The organism is Novosphingobium sp. B1, from assembly GCF_900176395.1.
Lineage (GTDB): Bacteria > Pseudomonadota > Alphaproteobacteria > Sphingomonadales > Sphingomonadaceae > Novosphingobium.
In genome coordinates this window covers 1-14,403 of the sequence record NZ_FWXL01000035.1, presented here as the reverse complement: position 1 = coordinate 14,403, position 14,403 = coordinate 1, and the positions used below count along the sequence as shown (strand labels likewise).

The following is a 14,403-nucleotide window of genomic DNA, read 5'->3' as shown; positions in this document are numbered from 1 at the left end:
TGAGCTTCTTGCCGTCTTCGAGGCAGACGATGTAGTCGGGCTTGATCGAAGCGCGGACCGAAACTGCCGGTTCCGGGCGAACTTCTTCGACTTCGACCGGCTGATCAAGGCCGGCAAGGGCCCCGTAGACCTTGGAAATGAGCGTGGGAAGATCGCCAACAGCAACGCTGTTGTTGCTGACATGTGCGGCAACAATATCAGAGGTTAAGGTAATAAGCGTTTCCCGCGTGGCGGTAAAATCATCGGACATGTAAATAGCGACTCCAGATCTGATTTTTGACTTTAGAGCTTTAGTGTTATGCTAAAAATCTGGCATTTGCCAGTACGCATCAATATCTCCTCCAAAATCCTCGAAGATCTGGCTGTGATGTGATCACTGGGTGCTGTGGGTGTTGGGTCTTATCCGCCAAGGATTTTCCAGTGCGGCGGCCCAGGTCTGGTTGGTGCTGATACTTCATTGAAGGGGGTAAGAAAGCAGTGCCATCTATGCACAATAGCAGTGGCGAGGGCGGCTAACCTCTTTACCCCAAGTTTCTTTTCCAGTGGCGTTGCCTGCCGGGAGACCGGCAGGTAGCAGGCCGATGAAGTCCGCCCGTCTGTAGCCTTGGCGGTGCGGACTTCACCCCTGCCATCTCCCCTGCGCATTGCCGAACGTTGGGAAGTGCGCCTTGTTAATATTTCCGATGGTATATAGGACCTATTCAGCCTTTAGTCTCTGATGGATAGAGTGCATTGGCGAAGTTTGTGGCTGCTGTTTCGTAGTCTTTTTCGCGGATGTCTTGCTTTAGATCTTCAAGAAGATTAATGAACTCGTCTGCAGAAGTCTTTTGCAGCCTGTGCAACACCATTTCTTTGGCGCTGTAATTTGCTAGTGTGTCCCAATATTCAGGGTTGAAGAAGCGCCTTGCACTTGTTGTTTTTGGGGCCACGTACTCTGATGGTCGACTGAGAGCTTCCGCAGCGCCTGCGGAAACGGCTTCAAGAGGCGGATCCTTATCTAACCCCGCTTTACGATGCGCTGCATTTTCATTTTCCATTTGTCACTCCAATCTGCTTCGAAGTAATCTGCTCGTGGGACGAGCTATCTCGGAAGGCAAAAATCACCTTTGCGGCACGCTTCGATCATCCTGCCACGATGGGCGGCGCGCAGTGTCTGATGAAGCGGTCCGAGTTCTCAGACGACCTGCAATTTTCAGGTTGCGGAAGCCCTGAACATCTGTGCGATAAGGTCAGCTGGGCGGAAGCGTTGTATGATTTGCAGCCAGCCAAGCATCACAAAGGCAGCGCTTTCGTCGCCGTCTTCGAGACAAAAGTAGGGATCGTTTCCGACGATCTCTTTGTAGCAAGCGTTGCCTATGAGCCAATGGAAGGCCTTGGAGCGCTCGCCACACAAATCGATCAAGATTTCAAGGATCTGGATGAGCGTCAGCAGTCGGTCCGTGCTCGCATCCGTATAGTGCCTGTTCGGGCCTATACCGAGCATAGCCGTAAGGATGTTGCCGCCGCCAAACTCCTCGATGGCGAGATGCTGGAAGTCGTCGAGCAGCTGTAGCTGCTCAGCCGTGAGCTCGCGGTCGATCGTTTCGCTCATGACGACCTCCCCGTCACCGCGAAATGTGGGGCAATTTGGCAGGTTGGGTTGAGGTTGGCCGCGTCTAGCGGGCTCCCCGCTGATACAGGTGGATCAAACTGAGAAGGCATTACCGGCGCTCCTTTTTCCGAAAGAGGCGCCGGTCAAGCCGGGTGTTCGAAACCTGCTTACAGACAGGCGCATGCGCCTTTATCGGCAGAGCCGACTGGACATGCGCGCATGCCACCCGGCCACCAGAATTGGAGACCGAGTCTTGTAAGCAGAGGTTTCGACGCCTCTGCGCCGGGACTGACCGACGCACCTTTGAGGCTTCCACAGCAACGGTGAAATGGCAAGGTGGGGCGCTTCAGCTATCCCCATCCTTGATGGCTGACGGCTCGACTGAAATGACCGGGGTTGCGGACTGACCGGAACGGCTACTCTGCCACGGGGATTGGCCTAAGCCGCCCTTCGTTCATCGGCACAAACATCGGCGCGAGCATGCCAAAGGGTGCAGACGCTGAAGACTTTCCAGCATCCGGTGCCTGATCGTCTAGACTGCCCTTCGTTAAGCCGATTGCGCCTATGGTCCCAAACCAGATGCGCTACCAGGCTGCGCTACTCCCCGACCGGGAGAAACCCCTGCTTCCGGGGGTTTTGGGTTTCGTCAAAGATGCTGCATGAGTCACGATATGCACCTTGTCAGGCGTAATCTGGACGTAATGAAGCGGCCTTGATCGTCTCGATTGCGGCCAGCCAATGTGGCGGCGCCCGGCAGGTTGAAGCGGGCGCGTCAATTTGTCTCATCTCATCGTGATGAGGGCTCACAGCATCAAGTGCCGCTGGCTGTGCCTGTTAGTCTTCCGGCGCGATCCGCAAAATCATGCCGTGCATTGTTTGGTCCAGCATGATCTGACATGAAAGACGTGAATTTTCCTGCTTGTGGTCTGAGCTGTCCAACAGGTCGTCCTCGTCTGCACCGTCCACTTGATTGGCTCCAATTGGCCCGGCCTCAACATAGACATGGCATGTGGCACAGGAGCAGCAGCCGCCGCAAAGTGCCAGCAGCTCGTCCAGGCCATTGTCTCGCAGTGCCTCCATCACCGAGCAGCCTGGGTTTGCCTGTATGGAGAGTTCGGTGCCGTCGCGCTTCACGACTTTCAGATCGATCATAATTTGCCTACTGAAAAAAGGGGTGAGACTGAGGAATCGCAGGCTCAGGCCATTTCGAAGCCTTCGTAATCGCAATAGGCGACCTGCTCGCAGCGGCGGCGATACTCTGGGCCTCCGCCTACATATACGAGCGTGCGTCGAACCACGCTGCCGTCGGGCTTGTGGGTGACCTTGATCCACCAAGCGTTTGTTTCGGCCATCAGCGTCCGTTCGAAGTCACGGTAGATTGCCTCGGTCCATGCGGCTTCCGCCGCTTCGCTCGGCTCGGCAGTCTCGAAGCCACGCGCCGCCATATAGAGCAGCATCTGCGTGACCCATTCAGCCTGCAGCGCACCACAGACACCGACGTTGCAGAAAGCCGAGCCGTTGTGCGGCCCGACAAGCGCGAAGAAATTCGGGAAGTTGCGCGTCTGCAGGCCCAGGTAGGTCGTCGGCCCGTCGGCCCAGGCGTCGATCAGTCGTTGGCCCTGGCGTCCACGGATGTCTATCCGGTCAAGCGAGCCGGTAACGCCATCGAAGCCGGTTGCGAAAATGATCACGTCGACCTCGAGCAGTTCGCCGCCGATGATCACGCCGTTTTCGACGAACTCGTCGATTGGCGCGGCCTTCAGGTCCACGAGATGCACGTTCTCGCGATTGTACGCCTCGTAGTAGTTCGTCTCCATCGGGACGCGCTTCGAGCCGAATGGGTGGTCGGTGGGAATGAGCTTTTCCGCAACCGTCTGGTCCTTGACCCGCTGGCGGATTTTCTTGGCTACGAAATCGGCAAGGAACTGATTGGATTCACGGCTCAGCAACAGGTCGCGAAAGCCACTGAGCCAGATGCCGTAGCCGGGCTGGTCATACAGTCGTTCGAAGAACTCCTCGCGCTCTTCGGCTGAGACCTGAGATGCCTTGCGCGGATCGCGGTGATACGGGAACGCGGTGTCGGTAGTTTTCACGTATTCGAGGATGGTCGGGTAGCGGGTGCGGATCAGGTTCATGTCCTCGTCGCTGAGCGGTGTATTGCCCAGCGGCGTGCACCAGTTCGGATTGCGTTGCAGCACGAACAGCTCGCCCGCCGTCTCCGCCACGATCGGAATGATCTGCACGCCGGTCGCCCCGGTGCCCAGCACTGCAACGCGCTTGCCGGCGAAGTCCATGCCTGCAAGATTGCCCTGGTCATCGCGGGGCCAGCGCGAGGAGTGGAAGGCCTGGCCCTTGAACAGGTCGATGCCCTTGTAGTCCGGCATCTTCGATGCCGAAAGCGGACCGGTGGCCGAAATGAAGAAGCGTGCGTGGATCGTCTCGCCGCTGTCGAGCGTGATCTTCCACCGCTTCTCGTCGTCCAGGAAGTGCGCGCTCAGCACTTTCGTCTTGAACCTGTAGTGTCGGCGCACGTCCATCGCATCGGCCGCCGCATTCACGTAACGCAGCATCTCTGCCTGCCCCGCGAAACGCTCGCTCCACTTCCAGTCGGGGATTATCCCCGTCATCGCAAAGTAGCCGTAGGCGTAGCTCTCTGTATCAAGGCGGCAGCCCGGATAGCGGTTCCAGTACCACGTTCCACCAACGTCGTCGGCGGCGTCCACGCCGAGAACCGACATGCCTTTCCGGTGCAAGAGATACGTCTGGTAGATCCCGGTGACACCCGCGCCGACAACGACCGCATCAACCACGATAGGACTATTTGAATCTGACATTGGCGTTCCTCGGCCTTGTTCGGGCGCAGGGGCGTGCGCTTCTGACGGTACCCCTGAATCGCTGAATCCAGCCTAATTAAAATTAGGTTAGATGGCAACACGATTTGAAGAGTGTTTCAAGATTCTCGGAAATATGCCTGATGATGGGAGATATTTGAGCAAATCTGGCCCGCGAAAGCGCGGGGTTTGGTGAAATGCACTCTAACCAATCTTAGGTTAGTTGCTTACATGCCGGTCCAGTGCGGGTTCCGGCGCTCGGACCACGCGCCGATTGCCTCGGTGCGATCGCCGCTATCGGCATAGCGGCTGATGCCGGGGTAGGTGCGGGAAAGCGCCTCGGGAAGCGAGCCTTCCAGCCCTGCGAGGGCGGCTTCCTTTGCAGCTCGTGCCGCAAGGGGCGAGCAGGCCAGCAGCTTCTCCGCCCAGCGTGCCGTCGCCTGTTCAATGCAGTCGGGTGCGACGACTTCGTTGACGAGCCCGTATTGCGCGGCTTGCACGGCATCCAACGGCTCGCTGGCGAGGATCATCGCCATGGCGACATGGTGGGGCAATTGCCGCACTGCCCGGTGCACCACTCCGCAGTGTTCGATGATTCCCGCGCGAGCTTCGGGAAAGGCGAATCTCGAGGTTGTGGCAGCGACGATGATGTCGGCGCACATCGCGATCTCGAAGCCAAGCCCCAGAACGTGGCCGTGCGTTGCACAGATCACCGGTTTGGAGATCGGTCGCAGCCGCCCCCCAATGCCGGTGATCCCGCCTCCGAACGACAGGCCGCTGCTGCCCGTGGGCGGTGCGTGCATGTCACCCCCGGCGCAGAACGCGCGTTCGCCGTTGGCGCGCAGGACAATGACCCAGATTCCGCTCTCGGTCTCGAACTTGTCCCACGCTGCGCCGAGAAGCTGGTCCATCTCCTCGTTGATGGCGTTGAGCGCTTCCGGCCGGTTCAAGGTAATGTAGCCGACGTGCCCGGCGGTGGATGTTTCGATCAGCGCCATTTGTCCGATCCTTCCCCGGTTCCCGCCCGAGCCTCGTTTCGTCTTTCTCAGTGGGCCAGCATGCCGGCATCGACGAGGTGCTCCGCGCCCGTGATGTAGGAAGCCTCGTCCGACGCCAGGAACAGCACCAGATTGGAAACCTCGGACGGGTCGGCGATGCGGCCGAGGGGGATCTGCGACAACGCATCACCGCCCACCTCGTCTGTGGCCTCGACCATCATCGGCGTCTGGATGAAGCCCGGGTGCACGGAATTGACGCGGATGTTGTACTTGCCGAATTCCACGGCAGTCGCTTTGGTCATTCCGCGCACGGCAAACTTGCTGGCAACGTAGGCAAGGCTGGGAAAGCCGTAGTTTGCGGCCATTCCGGCAATCGACGAGATGTTGACGATCGAGCCTTTTTGCGCCTTGACCATGACGGGCAGGACCGCGCGCATCCCGAAGAAGACCGAGTCCTGGTTCACAGCGCAGACCTTGCGGTAGCCGTCGTCGTCAAGGCTGTCGGTCGCCGCCATGGGGCCAAGGATGCCGGCGTTGTTTACGAGGATATCGATGGTCCCGAATTGGCGGACTGCGGCTTCGACGATGCCATCCCAGGAGCCGGGATCCGTCACATCCTGCTTCAAGAATATGGCATTGTTGCCCAGTTCCTGGACCAGTGCGTGGCCTGCAGCTTCGCTGAGGTCGGTAAGGACGACCTTTGCGCCTTCCCTTACGAAGGTGCGGGCATGCGATTCCCCCATTCCCCGCGCGGCACCCGTGATTATTGCGGTTTTGCCTGCCAGCCTTGCCATTGTGCGTCTCCTCTCGAACGTCGCTACCTAATCATGATTCAGGTAGTGCTATCAAATTTTTTCAGAACGACAATGGCTTTTGTTGAGGGAGATCCCGGCGCTTGTCGCTAAGCGGAACTTAAGAAAGGCCGTAAAAACGGGGATTTTTCCGCTCTGCGCGCTTGCATCTGTTCGCTTGAGGCATTGCTGTCGCAGGCGGAATCAATCCTATGGACTAATTGTGATTAGTTGGATAACGTCTCTGCAACGAAGGAGCTGCGAGGGCTTCCGGCGGCTTCATGTCGAGAGGAGATGACGGATGAAGGGCAGGGCAACGGTCCTGGTTGAGACCAACCGCCTCGAAACCTGGGAGGTGAACGTCCATTCTCCCGAACCGGGCGGCGCGCTCGTGCGCACGGTGCTGGGCGGCGTGTGCGGCAGCGATGTCCACATCATGACCGGCGAGGCAGGCGAGATGCCTTTTCCGATCATCCTCGGTCACGAAGGCGTCGGTGAGATCATCGAGCTCGGCGCGGGCGTATCCACTGATTACGCAGGCGTGCCGGTCAAGCCCGGCGATCTCGTCGTGTGGTCGCCCATCGCGCTGTGCCACCGTTGCTACTCCTGCACGATCCTTGAAGAGACGCCGTGCGAGAACAGCCGCTACTTCGAGGATGCATCGAAGCCGAACTGGGGCAGCTACGCCGATTTCGCCTGGCTTCCCAATTCGATGCCATTCTACCGGTTGCCGGATGGCGCCATCCCCGAAGCGGTTGCTGCGCTCGGCTGCGCGCTGCCAACCGTGCTGCGCGGCTTCGATCGCTGCGGACCGGTGCGCTTCGGCGATAGTGTAGTCGTGCAAGGCGCCGGACCGGTCGGACTTTCTGCGGTGCTGGTTGCGGCGCAGGCCGGTGCCCGCGAAGTGATCGTGATCGATGCTGCCCCCGCCCGGCTTGAGGCCGCGGTGAAGCTCGGGGCAACCGCAACGGTGTCGCTCGGCCTGCCGCAGGAGGAGCGCAAGCGGATGATCTACGATCGCGTCGGCAAGCAGGGCCCCGACATCGTGATCGAAGCGGCAGGCGCATTGCCCGCCTTTCCCGAGGGCGTGGACCTCAGCGGCATCCACAGCCGTTACATCATCCTCGGGCTCTGGGGCGCGATCGGAACGCAGCCAATCTCGCCGCGTGACCTGACGCTCAAGAACCTCACGGTCGGCGGGGCATCGTTCCCGGCGCCGAAGAACTACTATCACGGCATGCAGTTCGCCGCGCGCATACAGCACGAGGTGCCGCTCGCCGAACTGGTCAGCCATCGCTTCGGCATCTCGCAAGCTGCCGAAGCGCTTCATGCGACCAAGACCGGCGTGGCCACCAAGGCGGTGATCGACCCGTCGATCAGCTGAACCTTCGGCTCCCAGACCAGAATTCAAGGACAGGACCAATGAACGCCGAAACCTCGACAGCACTCGAAAAGCACCGCGTTTCCCCGCCGCCCCACGTTCCGGCCGACCTGATACGCGAGATCGACGCCTATGATCTGGATGGACTGGAGGAAGGTTTCCACGAAGCATGGAAGCGGGTGCAGCAGCCCGACACCCCGCCGCTGGTCTGGACGCCCTTTACCGGTGGCCACTGGATCGCAACGCGCGGCGTGGTGATAGATGAGGTCTATCGCAGCCCCGAACGCTTCTCGAGCCGGGTCATCTGGGTCCCGCGCGAAGCGGGTGAAGCCTACGATATGGTGCCGACCAAGCTCGATCCGCCCGAGCATACGCCCTATCGCAAGGCCATCGACAAGGGGCTGAACCTTGCCGAGATCCGCAAGCTCGAAGAGCAGATCCGGACCATTGCGGTGGAGATCATCGAGAGCTTCGCCGATCGGGGAAGCTGCGACTTTGGCAGCGAGTTTTCAACGGTCTTTCCGGTGCGGGTCTTTCTCGCACTGGCGGGATTGCCGATGGAAGATGCACACAAGCTTGGCCTTCTCGCAAACGAGATGACGCGCCCGTCAGGCAACACGCCCGAGGAGCAGGGCCGATCGCTGGAAACGGCAAACCGCGGCTTCTTTGAATACGTGGCGCCCATCATTGCCGAGCGCAGAGGTGGTAGCGGGACAGATCTGATCACCCGCATTCTCAATGTCGAGATCGACGGGAAGCCCATGCCCGACGACCGGGCGCTCGGTCTCGTGTCGCTCCTGCTGCTCGGCGGGCTTGATACCGTGGTCAATTTCCTCGGTTTCATGATGATCTACCTCGCTCGACATCCGGAAACGGTGGCTGAAATGAGGAGCGACCCGCTCAAGCTGCAGCGCGGGGTTGAAGAGCTGTTCCGCCGTTTCGCCGTCGTTTCCGATGCCCGCTATGTCGTTGCCGACATGGAGTTCCATGGCACGCAACTGAAGGAGGGCGATCTCATTCTCCTGCCGACGGCCCTGCATGGCCTTGACGATCGACAGCATGCCGATCCGATGACCGTCGACCTCTCCCGTCGGGACGTCACCCACTCCACTTTCGCGCAAGGGCCGCACCGCTGTGCAGGCATGCACCTTGCGCGGCTGGAAGTGACTGTGATGCTGCAGGAATGGCTCGCTCGCATTCCCGAGTTCAGGCTCAAGGACGGGGCGAGGCCGATCTACCATTCGGGCATCGTAGCGGCGGTCGAGAACATTCCGCTGGAGTGGGAGCGGCAGAAGGTTCCCGCATGATGGACGACATCAAGGCATCTTTCCGCAAGGTCCTCGGCCATTATCCTACCGGGGTCTGTGCAATCACGGCAATGTCCTTGGATGGCGCGCCCGCCGCGATGATCGTTGGTTCGTTCACGTCCGTTTCGCTCGATCCACCTCTTGTCGGCTTTTTCCCCGACAAGCAGTCGAGCAGTTGGGGCGCGCTGTCCCTTTGCGACGGGTTCTGCGTGAACGTGCTGGGTGCGTCCCAAGAAGATATCTGCCGCAAGTTGGCGTCGAAGGACCCGCGCAAGTTCGAAGGCATAGCGCACTCCACCTCGCCACGTGGCGCTCCCTTGATCGACGGGGCACTCGTTTGGATCGATTGTTCGACGCACTCCGTAAGCGATGCGGGGGACCACCTGCTGGTTCTCGGTGCTGTCGAAAGCTTCGGCGTCGCAGGCGAGGGCGATCCCCTGCTGTTTCACAAGGGAAGCTACGGCAAGATTGCATCCCTCCTGCCTGCAGCCTGATCGTCCGAATGCCGGTCGCGGCCCTGCACCCGGGGCGGGGCCGAGTTACTCGTTGGCAAACCCGTTCAAGGCGAGGTCCGCAGCCTGCTCCGCGATCTGGGCAGGTGCAAGCTTGCCCGGCCGGTACCATGTGGCGCAGGAGTCGAGCATCGCGATCAGGAACTTCCTGACGACCGTCGGATCAAGGCTGCTTCTTGCAGAGCCATCGGCTTGCGCGGCGGCTATCAGATCCCGCCAATAGTTGTCGAAACTGGAATAGGCCGCCAGGACCCGGCCCTTCATCTCCGCAGGCAGATCGTCGAATACGCGGGAAACCGCCGACGAATAGTCATCGCCGGTCAGGAGAAAGCCGATATGTGCTTCGATCGCCGCCCGCAGCCGTTCCAGCGCGGTCGCCGATGGCCCAAGCACTTCAACCTGAGCCATGATGTGGCGATTGTTGCGGTATATGCCTTCCATCATCACCGCCTCGACCAGATCGTCCTTCGAGGAGAAGTGATGATAGATGCTGGGCGCAAGCATCCCGGCACCGGCCGCAATCTCTGTGAGTTTCGCGCCGGCAAGGCCCTTCTGTCGAAGGGCGGTCGCCGCCGAATCAAGAATGCGCGTCTTGCCGTTTTCAACTTGTGCCATGATCAATCTTCGTTTGGTTCAGGCACAACTGATGCACCGGGGCTTTGTGATCAACCTGCAAATGGAACGTTTGGCACGCCAGCGGCAGGGGGATCAAGAATTTCGAAAAGCCCGCCGGCCAAAGGCTGCTGCGCGAACTGGTCGGCGCCGTACCCCTGTGACCCGGTGATCAGGAACAGCCGCGAATAGTCCGTGCCGCCAAAGGCTGGGCGAAGGCCGCGCCTTACCGGCAGGCGGCGCTCTTCCAGCAGCGTGCCGTCCGGAGCAAACCGGCGCAGCATCCAGCTTTCGTAAAACGCCATCCAGATGCAACCCTCGACGTCCACCGCCATCCCGTCAGGATAACCGTCGTCCGGCTTGAAACGGAGAAAGTCGCGCCGGTTCGAGAGGTTGCCGTCAGCATCGACGTCATAGGCCCAACTCACCAAAGGCATCGAGTCGTTGACGTAGGCGGTCCGGCCGTCGGGGCTGAAGGCCGGACCGTTGGCCGTCACGATGTTCTGCTCTTGCGACGACACGGTTCCGTCCGCGTCCAGGCGGTAAAGCTCGCCCGTATTGCGCGCGTCGAGATTGCCGAGCGTGCTTTCCTTGTCCTCGGCCGTGGTGCTTTCGTCCCACTGGCTGCAATCACACGAACCTGACCAGTAGCGACCGCTGCGATCGACCACGCCATCGTTCAACCTGGCGATGCGCGGATCGGCAATCGGGTGGACGAGCGGATGGTAGGTTCCCGCTTGGGGATCGATATGCACGAACCCATCGGCCGAAGAGGCAATGAACCCACCCGACGATCTGGGCGCTAATGCACTGACCCATTTGGGGGGAACCCAGGTGCCCTTGCTGCCGGTCTCGATATTGAACCAGTTCACGCTCGGCGCTTCTATGTCGACCCAGTAGATGCAGCCATCGCGGTCATCCCAGATCGTACCTTCGCCGAGGATAGCCTTGGCGTCCCAGAGGCAGCGCCACCGTTCACCTTCCATCATCGCATCATCCTGTCTCGAAACGTCGAACGCTGAGCCCAGCTGTTCGAACTCCTTTTGTCCAGCCTAATTCAGATTAGTCTGAATCGGCAACTCTTTTGTCACCTCGGTCGTGGTTCTCGGCGCCAACCCGATGGCGGCGGAAGATTTCCTGCGAGCTTTCGCCGGCGTAATCCTTGACCACGGCCTTCAAGTCCTCGCCCTTGAGGCGGTTTCTGATACTCGAAACCTCGGGTTCGAGGTGGAGAAGCGCGTCGCTTTCCGCAACTGCGGAGAGGGCTGCATGGAAGCCCGCTGCTTCCATGGCCCGGTTGATCGAGCGCTTTTTCATGGTGAGAACCGCAGGTGGCACGAGTTTTATTCGCTCGGCGAGGCTTTCGCAGCAGGCGATGAGTTCCGACGCGGGCACGGCGCAGTTCGCCCATCCCCATTCGGCCGCTGTACGCCCGTCGATCCGGTTGCCTGGAAGGAACGCGAATTCCTTGGCCCGCCGCGAACCGACATGGCTGGCCCAGGTGGGGGCGATAAATCCGCCGCCGATCGGAATGGTCGGCTCGCTTATCACCGCATCATCGGCCACCACCACGATGTCTGCAAACGAGGCAAGTTGTGCCCCAACACCAATGCAATAGCCGTGCACCGCCACGATCACCGGCTTGGGGTGCCGCCAGAGGTCGAGCCAGCGTTCGACATAGGAGGAAAGCCTCAGCACGTCGCTCGTCGGGCCGCTCGTCGCGCTGTATTCGCCAAGGTCCATTCCGGAACTGAAGCCCCTTCCGTTTCCGCGAATGCCCAGAACCGGGGCGCCCCTTGTCTGACGGTCCTTCACCAGCGCGGAAAACTGCTCGAGCACCGCTGCCGAGAAGGCGTTTGCGGCTTGGGGCCGATTGAAGACGATCCAGTCGATCGCCTCGCCTTCCTCAAGGGCAACTCCATCCACGTCCATCGTCATCTCCTGTCCGGACACCGGTCCGGGTCATCCTGCCAGCAACGCCCCTCGGACCTGTGGCGCCACGCGCCGACCGGTCGTTGCATCTCGTTGGCCTCAACTGTTTACACGTGGCTTAAATTAGGGCAAACCTAAATCTCGTTAGGCAGAAGTCTTGGTGACGAAGCCAGGATCCATGCCTTAACGGATATTTGCGCTCTGACCGGCTAGACGTCGGAATGCGCATCGGGAGAGACGACTGACATGTTTGCGATGAGTGCAGATGACCGGAGGCACGCGATTGCCGCTCGCCATCCTGCCTGGGCGTGGAGCAACCTCCATGGCTATCTCGATTGGAGCACGAACGATTTCGGCAAGCGTCCGCTGGTCATCACCGATGAGGACGTACTGACCTACGCCGACGTTGCCCGCCAGTCCGTTGCACTTGCTGCCGGTCTGAAGGCGCGGGGCATTGCCAAGGGCGAAAGGGTCGGGCTGATCATGGCCAACGATCCCCTGACTGTCCCGCTGCTGTTCGCGATCTGGCGCGCCGGTGCGATCGCGGTGCCGCTCAATACCCTCTACAGGCCCGACGAGATCAGGTTCGCGCTGGCCGAAGCTGGTTGTGCCCTGCTCATCGCCATGGACAGGTTCGGCTCGCGCAGCTTCGAACAGGAACTCGACGACGGTCTCCCCGGCTGGCAGTCGGGTACGTGCGGCGACCTGCCAGAACTGCGCGGAGGTCTGATCTTCGACCGCGCCGATCCTGCGCGTCTGGTCAGGCAGCTCTCGGGAGCGGTCCCTTCTGACGAAGGCAGCGGGGACATCGCGGCAGACGATACCGCGCTTATCCTGTTCACCTCGGGCACCACCGGCTCTCCGAAAGGTGTCGAGATCACGCACGACAACTTGCTACGGGCGATGTACGCCGGCGCCTATCATCAGGCGTTCGAGGATGGCCGCCGTGCCGTCTTCTCACTCCCCCTCTACCATGGCTTCGGCCTCGTCGTCGGCCTGCTTTCGGGCATGGTCGCGGGCGGCGCGATCATTCCATTGCTACGATTCGATCCGCACCAGATCCTCGATGCCACGCAACGCCATCGCGCCACCTACCTGATGGGCGTGCCCACGATGACCATCGCCCTGCTCGAGCAGGCCAAGCGACAAGCCTACGATCTGTCGTCGCTCAACACGATCCACAGCGCTGCGGCACCCACGCCGAGCTGGGTGTGGGAGGACATCCAAGCCACTTTCGGCTGCGGTGAAATCATCACCAGCTATGGCCAGACCGAAGTCACCGCGACGGTGATCTGTACCGCGCCTGGAGATTCAATCGAGATCGTATCGGAAACGCAGGGTCGCATCGTCGAGGCCGGGGTTGCAGGCATGGCCGATCAGGACGGCCGGATCGCGCAGTTCAAGACGATCGATCCCGAAACCGGGGCAGACCTGCCTTGGGGCACGCCCGGCGAGCTGTGCTGCCGAAGCCCGATGAATAGCAAGGGCTACTTTCGCCGACCCGAGGCGACCGCATCGCTGTTCCTCGACGGAGGCTGGATCAAAATGGGGGACCTCGGCCAGTTCCGTCCGGACGGAAACTTGTTCCTGACCGGGCGCACCAAGGAACTCTACAAGAGCAAGGGCGAGCTTGTCTCGCCCAAGGAACTCGAACAGATCCTCACCGCCAATCCTGCGGTCTCGCAAGCCTTCTTCATCGGCATGCCGGACAACCAGTTCGGCGAATGTGGGTGCGCCTGGGTCGTGCGTGCAGAAGGCAGCGCGATCACCGTAGAGGACGTCATGGCCTACCTTCGCGAACGTATTCCCGCGTTCAAGATGCCGCGCGACGTCTGGTTCACGACCGACGAGGCGCTGCCTAAGACCGGGACGGGCAAGGTGCAGAAGGCAGAACTGCGCAAGATCGCGCTGGAGATCCTCGCCGAACAGAAGACTGTCTGACGATGCGACACCATCCGGCTGCACGAGAACCGAAGGAATGCCCGCAATGACCGAGGCCGAAATCTCCCCTATCGAGGATATCATCCGCGAAGCCGTGGAAGGCCGCCCGTTCATCCTCGTCGATGCCGACGACCGCGAGAACGAAGGTGACATCATCATCCCGGCGCAGTTTGCAACGCCGGCGCAGATCAGCTTCATGGCCTGTCACGCCCGCGGGCTGATCTGCCTTGCCATCACGCAGGAACGCTCGGCAGAGTTGAAACTGAGGCCGATGGCCCCGCGCAACCAGTCCGGTTACGGCACGGCGTTCACCGTGTCGATCGAAGCGAAGGAAGGCGTTACCACCGGAATTTCTGCGCACGACCGGGCGCGAACCATCGCCGTCGCTGTCGATCCCACCAAAGGTTCAGACTGTAGATTTCCGCTGAGAATTGACCCGGTAGGGGCATAAATTTCCACTGAGAATTGACCCATGTTTGAACCCGCCCCTGGCTGACCAGTCTGGGG

At 60.5% G+C, this 14,403-nt stretch carries 15 protein-coding genes; 5 read left to right on the top strand and 10 right to left on the bottom strand.

Translation table 11 applies throughout. From position 1 onward, the window contains the following. The 7 genes from B9A23_RS21190 to B9A23_RS21165 form a co-directional block, all read right to left on the bottom strand. Positions 1-250: Ros/MucR family transcriptional regulator (locus B9A23_RS21190; protein ID WP_176218118.1), on the bottom strand; the 250-nt coding region annotated here is incomplete at its 3' end. A 451-nt stretch (positions 251-701) separates the two neighbouring features. Beyond that, positions 702-1,037: a hypothetical protein gene (locus B9A23_RS22555; RefSeq protein ID WP_139797631.1), complete on the bottom strand. Its 336-nt coding sequence runs from the start codon at positions 1,035-1,037 to the stop codon at positions 702-704. 155 nt (positions 1,038-1,192) lie between these two features. Then, positions 1,193-1,591, bottom strand: coding sequence for a hypothetical protein (locus tag B9A23_RS21185; protein WP_084281347.1), 399 nt, complete (start codon positions 1,589-1,591; stop codon positions 1,193-1,195). An 834-nt stretch (positions 1,592-2,425) separates the two neighbouring features. Beyond that, positions 2,426-2,743, bottom strand: coding sequence for a 2Fe-2S iron-sulfur cluster-binding protein (locus B9A23_RS21180; RefSeq protein ID WP_084281345.1), 318 nt, complete (start codon positions 2,741-2,743; stop codon positions 2,426-2,428). A gap of 44 nt (positions 2,744-2,787) precedes the next feature. Continuing rightward, positions 2,788-4,425, bottom strand: coding sequence for a flavin-containing monooxygenase (locus B9A23_RS21175; RefSeq protein WP_039337898.1), 1,638 nt, complete (start codon positions 4,423-4,425; stop codon positions 2,788-2,790). A 224-nt stretch (positions 4,426-4,649) separates the two neighbouring features. Beyond that, on the bottom strand, positions 4,650-5,420 hold the full coding sequence (locus B9A23_RS21170) for an enoyl-CoA hydratase/isomerase family protein (protein ID WP_084281344.1): 771 nt from the start codon (positions 5,418-5,420) through the stop codon (positions 4,650-4,652). A 47-nt stretch (positions 5,421-5,467) separates the two neighbouring features. Further along, positions 5,468-6,214 (bottom strand): SDR family NAD(P)-dependent oxidoreductase, encoded by a 747-nt coding sequence (locus tag B9A23_RS21165; protein WP_084281342.1) that lies wholly within the window; start codon positions 6,212-6,214, stop codon positions 5,468-5,470. A gap of 298 nt (positions 6,215-6,512) precedes the next feature. On the opposite strand from B9A23_RS21165, the gene B9A23_RS21160 reads away from it, so the two are divergent. Genes B9A23_RS21160 through B9A23_RS21150 form a run of 3 tightly spaced genes read left to right on the top strand, consistent with a single transcriptional unit; the run spans position 6,513 to position 9,393 of the window. Further along, positions 6,513-7,595 carry a zinc-binding dehydrogenase gene (locus B9A23_RS21160; protein WP_084281341.1) on the top strand — a complete coding sequence of 361 codons (1,083 nt, stop codon included), beginning with the start codon at positions 6,513-6,515 and terminating at the stop codon, positions 7,593-7,595. Between the two features lie 38 nt (positions 7,596-7,633). Further along, a complete protein-coding gene (locus B9A23_RS21155) occupies positions 7,634-8,899 on the top strand; it encodes a cytochrome P450 (RefSeq protein ID WP_084281339.1) in 1,266 nt (421 codons plus the stop codon). Beyond that, complete coding sequence (locus B9A23_RS21150; RefSeq protein ID WP_084281338.1) at positions 8,896-9,393, top strand: flavin reductase family protein; 498 nt, start codon at positions 8,896-8,898, stop codon at positions 9,391-9,393. The genes B9A23_RS21155 and B9A23_RS21150 overlap by 4 nt, the downstream gene beginning before the upstream one ends. A 45-nt stretch (positions 9,394-9,438) precedes the next feature. Here B9A23_RS21150 and B9A23_RS21145 read toward each other — a convergent pair whose 3' ends face one another. The 3 genes from B9A23_RS21145 to B9A23_RS21135 form a co-directional block, all read right to left on the bottom strand. After that, the gene (locus tag B9A23_RS21145) at positions 9,439-10,026 is read right to left on the bottom strand and encodes a TetR/AcrR family transcriptional regulator (protein ID WP_039337906.1); all 588 of its coding nucleotides are present in this window, start codon (positions 10,024-10,026) and stop codon (positions 9,439-9,441) included. A 50-nt stretch (positions 10,027-10,076) separates the two neighbouring features. Further along, positions 10,077-11,012 (bottom strand): SMP-30/gluconolactonase/LRE family protein, encoded by a 936-nt coding sequence (locus B9A23_RS21140; protein WP_084281336.1) that lies wholly within the window; start codon positions 11,010-11,012, stop codon positions 10,077-10,079. A 73-nt stretch (positions 11,013-11,085) separates the two neighbouring features. Beyond that, positions 11,086-11,961, bottom strand: coding sequence for an enoyl-CoA hydratase/isomerase family protein (locus B9A23_RS21135; RefSeq protein WP_254895232.1), 876 nt, complete (start codon positions 11,959-11,961; stop codon positions 11,086-11,088). Positions 11,962-12,201: 240 nt separating this feature from the next. On the opposite strand from B9A23_RS21135, the gene B9A23_RS21130 reads away from it, so the two are divergent. Both B9A23_RS21130 and B9A23_RS21125 read left to right on the top strand, forming a co-directional pair. Then, positions 12,202-13,896, top strand: a complete 1,695-nt coding sequence (locus B9A23_RS21130; RefSeq protein WP_084281335.1) for a class I adenylate-forming enzyme family protein — start codon at positions 12,202-12,204, stop codon at positions 13,894-13,896. Between the two features lie 46 nt (positions 13,897-13,942). Next, positions 13,943-14,347, top strand: coding sequence for a 3,4-dihydroxy-2-butanone-4-phosphate synthase (locus B9A23_RS21125; RefSeq protein ID WP_254895231.1), 405 nt, complete (start codon positions 13,943-13,945; stop codon positions 14,345-14,347). Positions 14,348-14,403 lie beyond the last annotated feature (56 nt).

Bases quoted from the DNA above. Each gene is read 5' to 3' on its own strand.
- B9A23_RS22555 (WP_139797631.1), bottom strand. From the start codon at position 1,037: ATGGAAAATGAAAATGCAGCGCATCGTAAAGCGGGGTTAGATAAGGAT.
- B9A23_RS21185 (WP_084281347.1), bottom strand. From the start codon at position 1,591: ATGAGCGAAACGATCGACCGCGAGCTCACGGCTGAGCAGCTACAGCTG.
- B9A23_RS21180 (WP_084281345.1), bottom strand. From the start codon at position 2,743: ATGATCGATCTGAAAGTCGTGAAGCGCGACGGCACCGAACTCTCCATA.
- B9A23_RS21175 (WP_039337898.1), bottom strand. From the start codon at position 4,425: ATGTCAGATTCAAATAGTCCTATCGTGGTTGATGCGGTCGTTGTCGGC.
- B9A23_RS21170 (WP_084281344.1), bottom strand. From the start codon at position 5,420: ATGGCGCTGATCGAAACATCCACCGCCGGGCACGTCGGCTACATTACC.
- B9A23_RS21165 (WP_084281342.1), bottom strand. From the start codon at position 6,214: ATGGCAAGGCTGGCAGGCAAAACCGCAATAATCACGGGTGCCGCGCGG.
- B9A23_RS21160 (WP_084281341.1), top strand. From the start codon at position 6,513: ATGAAGGGCAGGGCAACGGTCCTGGTTGAGACCAACCGCCTCGAAACC.
- B9A23_RS21155 (WP_084281339.1), top strand. From the start codon at position 7,634: ATGAACGCCGAAACCTCGACAGCACTCGAAAAGCACCGCGTTTCCCCG.
- B9A23_RS21150 (WP_084281338.1), top strand. From the start codon at position 8,896: ATGATGGACGACATCAAGGCATCTTTCCGCAAGGTCCTCGGCCATTAT.
- B9A23_RS21145 (WP_039337906.1), bottom strand. From the start codon at position 10,026: ATGGCACAAGTTGAAAACGGCAAGACGCGCATTCTTGATTCGGCGGCG.
- B9A23_RS21140 (WP_084281336.1), bottom strand. From the start codon at position 11,012: ATGATGGAAGGTGAACGGTGGCGCTGCCTCTGGGACGCCAAGGCTATC.
- B9A23_RS21135 (WP_254895232.1), bottom strand. From the start codon at position 11,961: ATGACGATGGACGTGGATGGAGTTGCCCTTGAGGAAGGCGAGGCGATC.
- B9A23_RS21130 (WP_084281335.1), top strand. From the start codon at position 12,202: ATGTTTGCGATGAGTGCAGATGACCGGAGGCACGCGATTGCCGCTCGC.
- B9A23_RS21125 (WP_254895231.1), top strand. From the start codon at position 13,943: ATGACCGAGGCCGAAATCTCCCCTATCGAGGATATCATCCGCGAAGCC.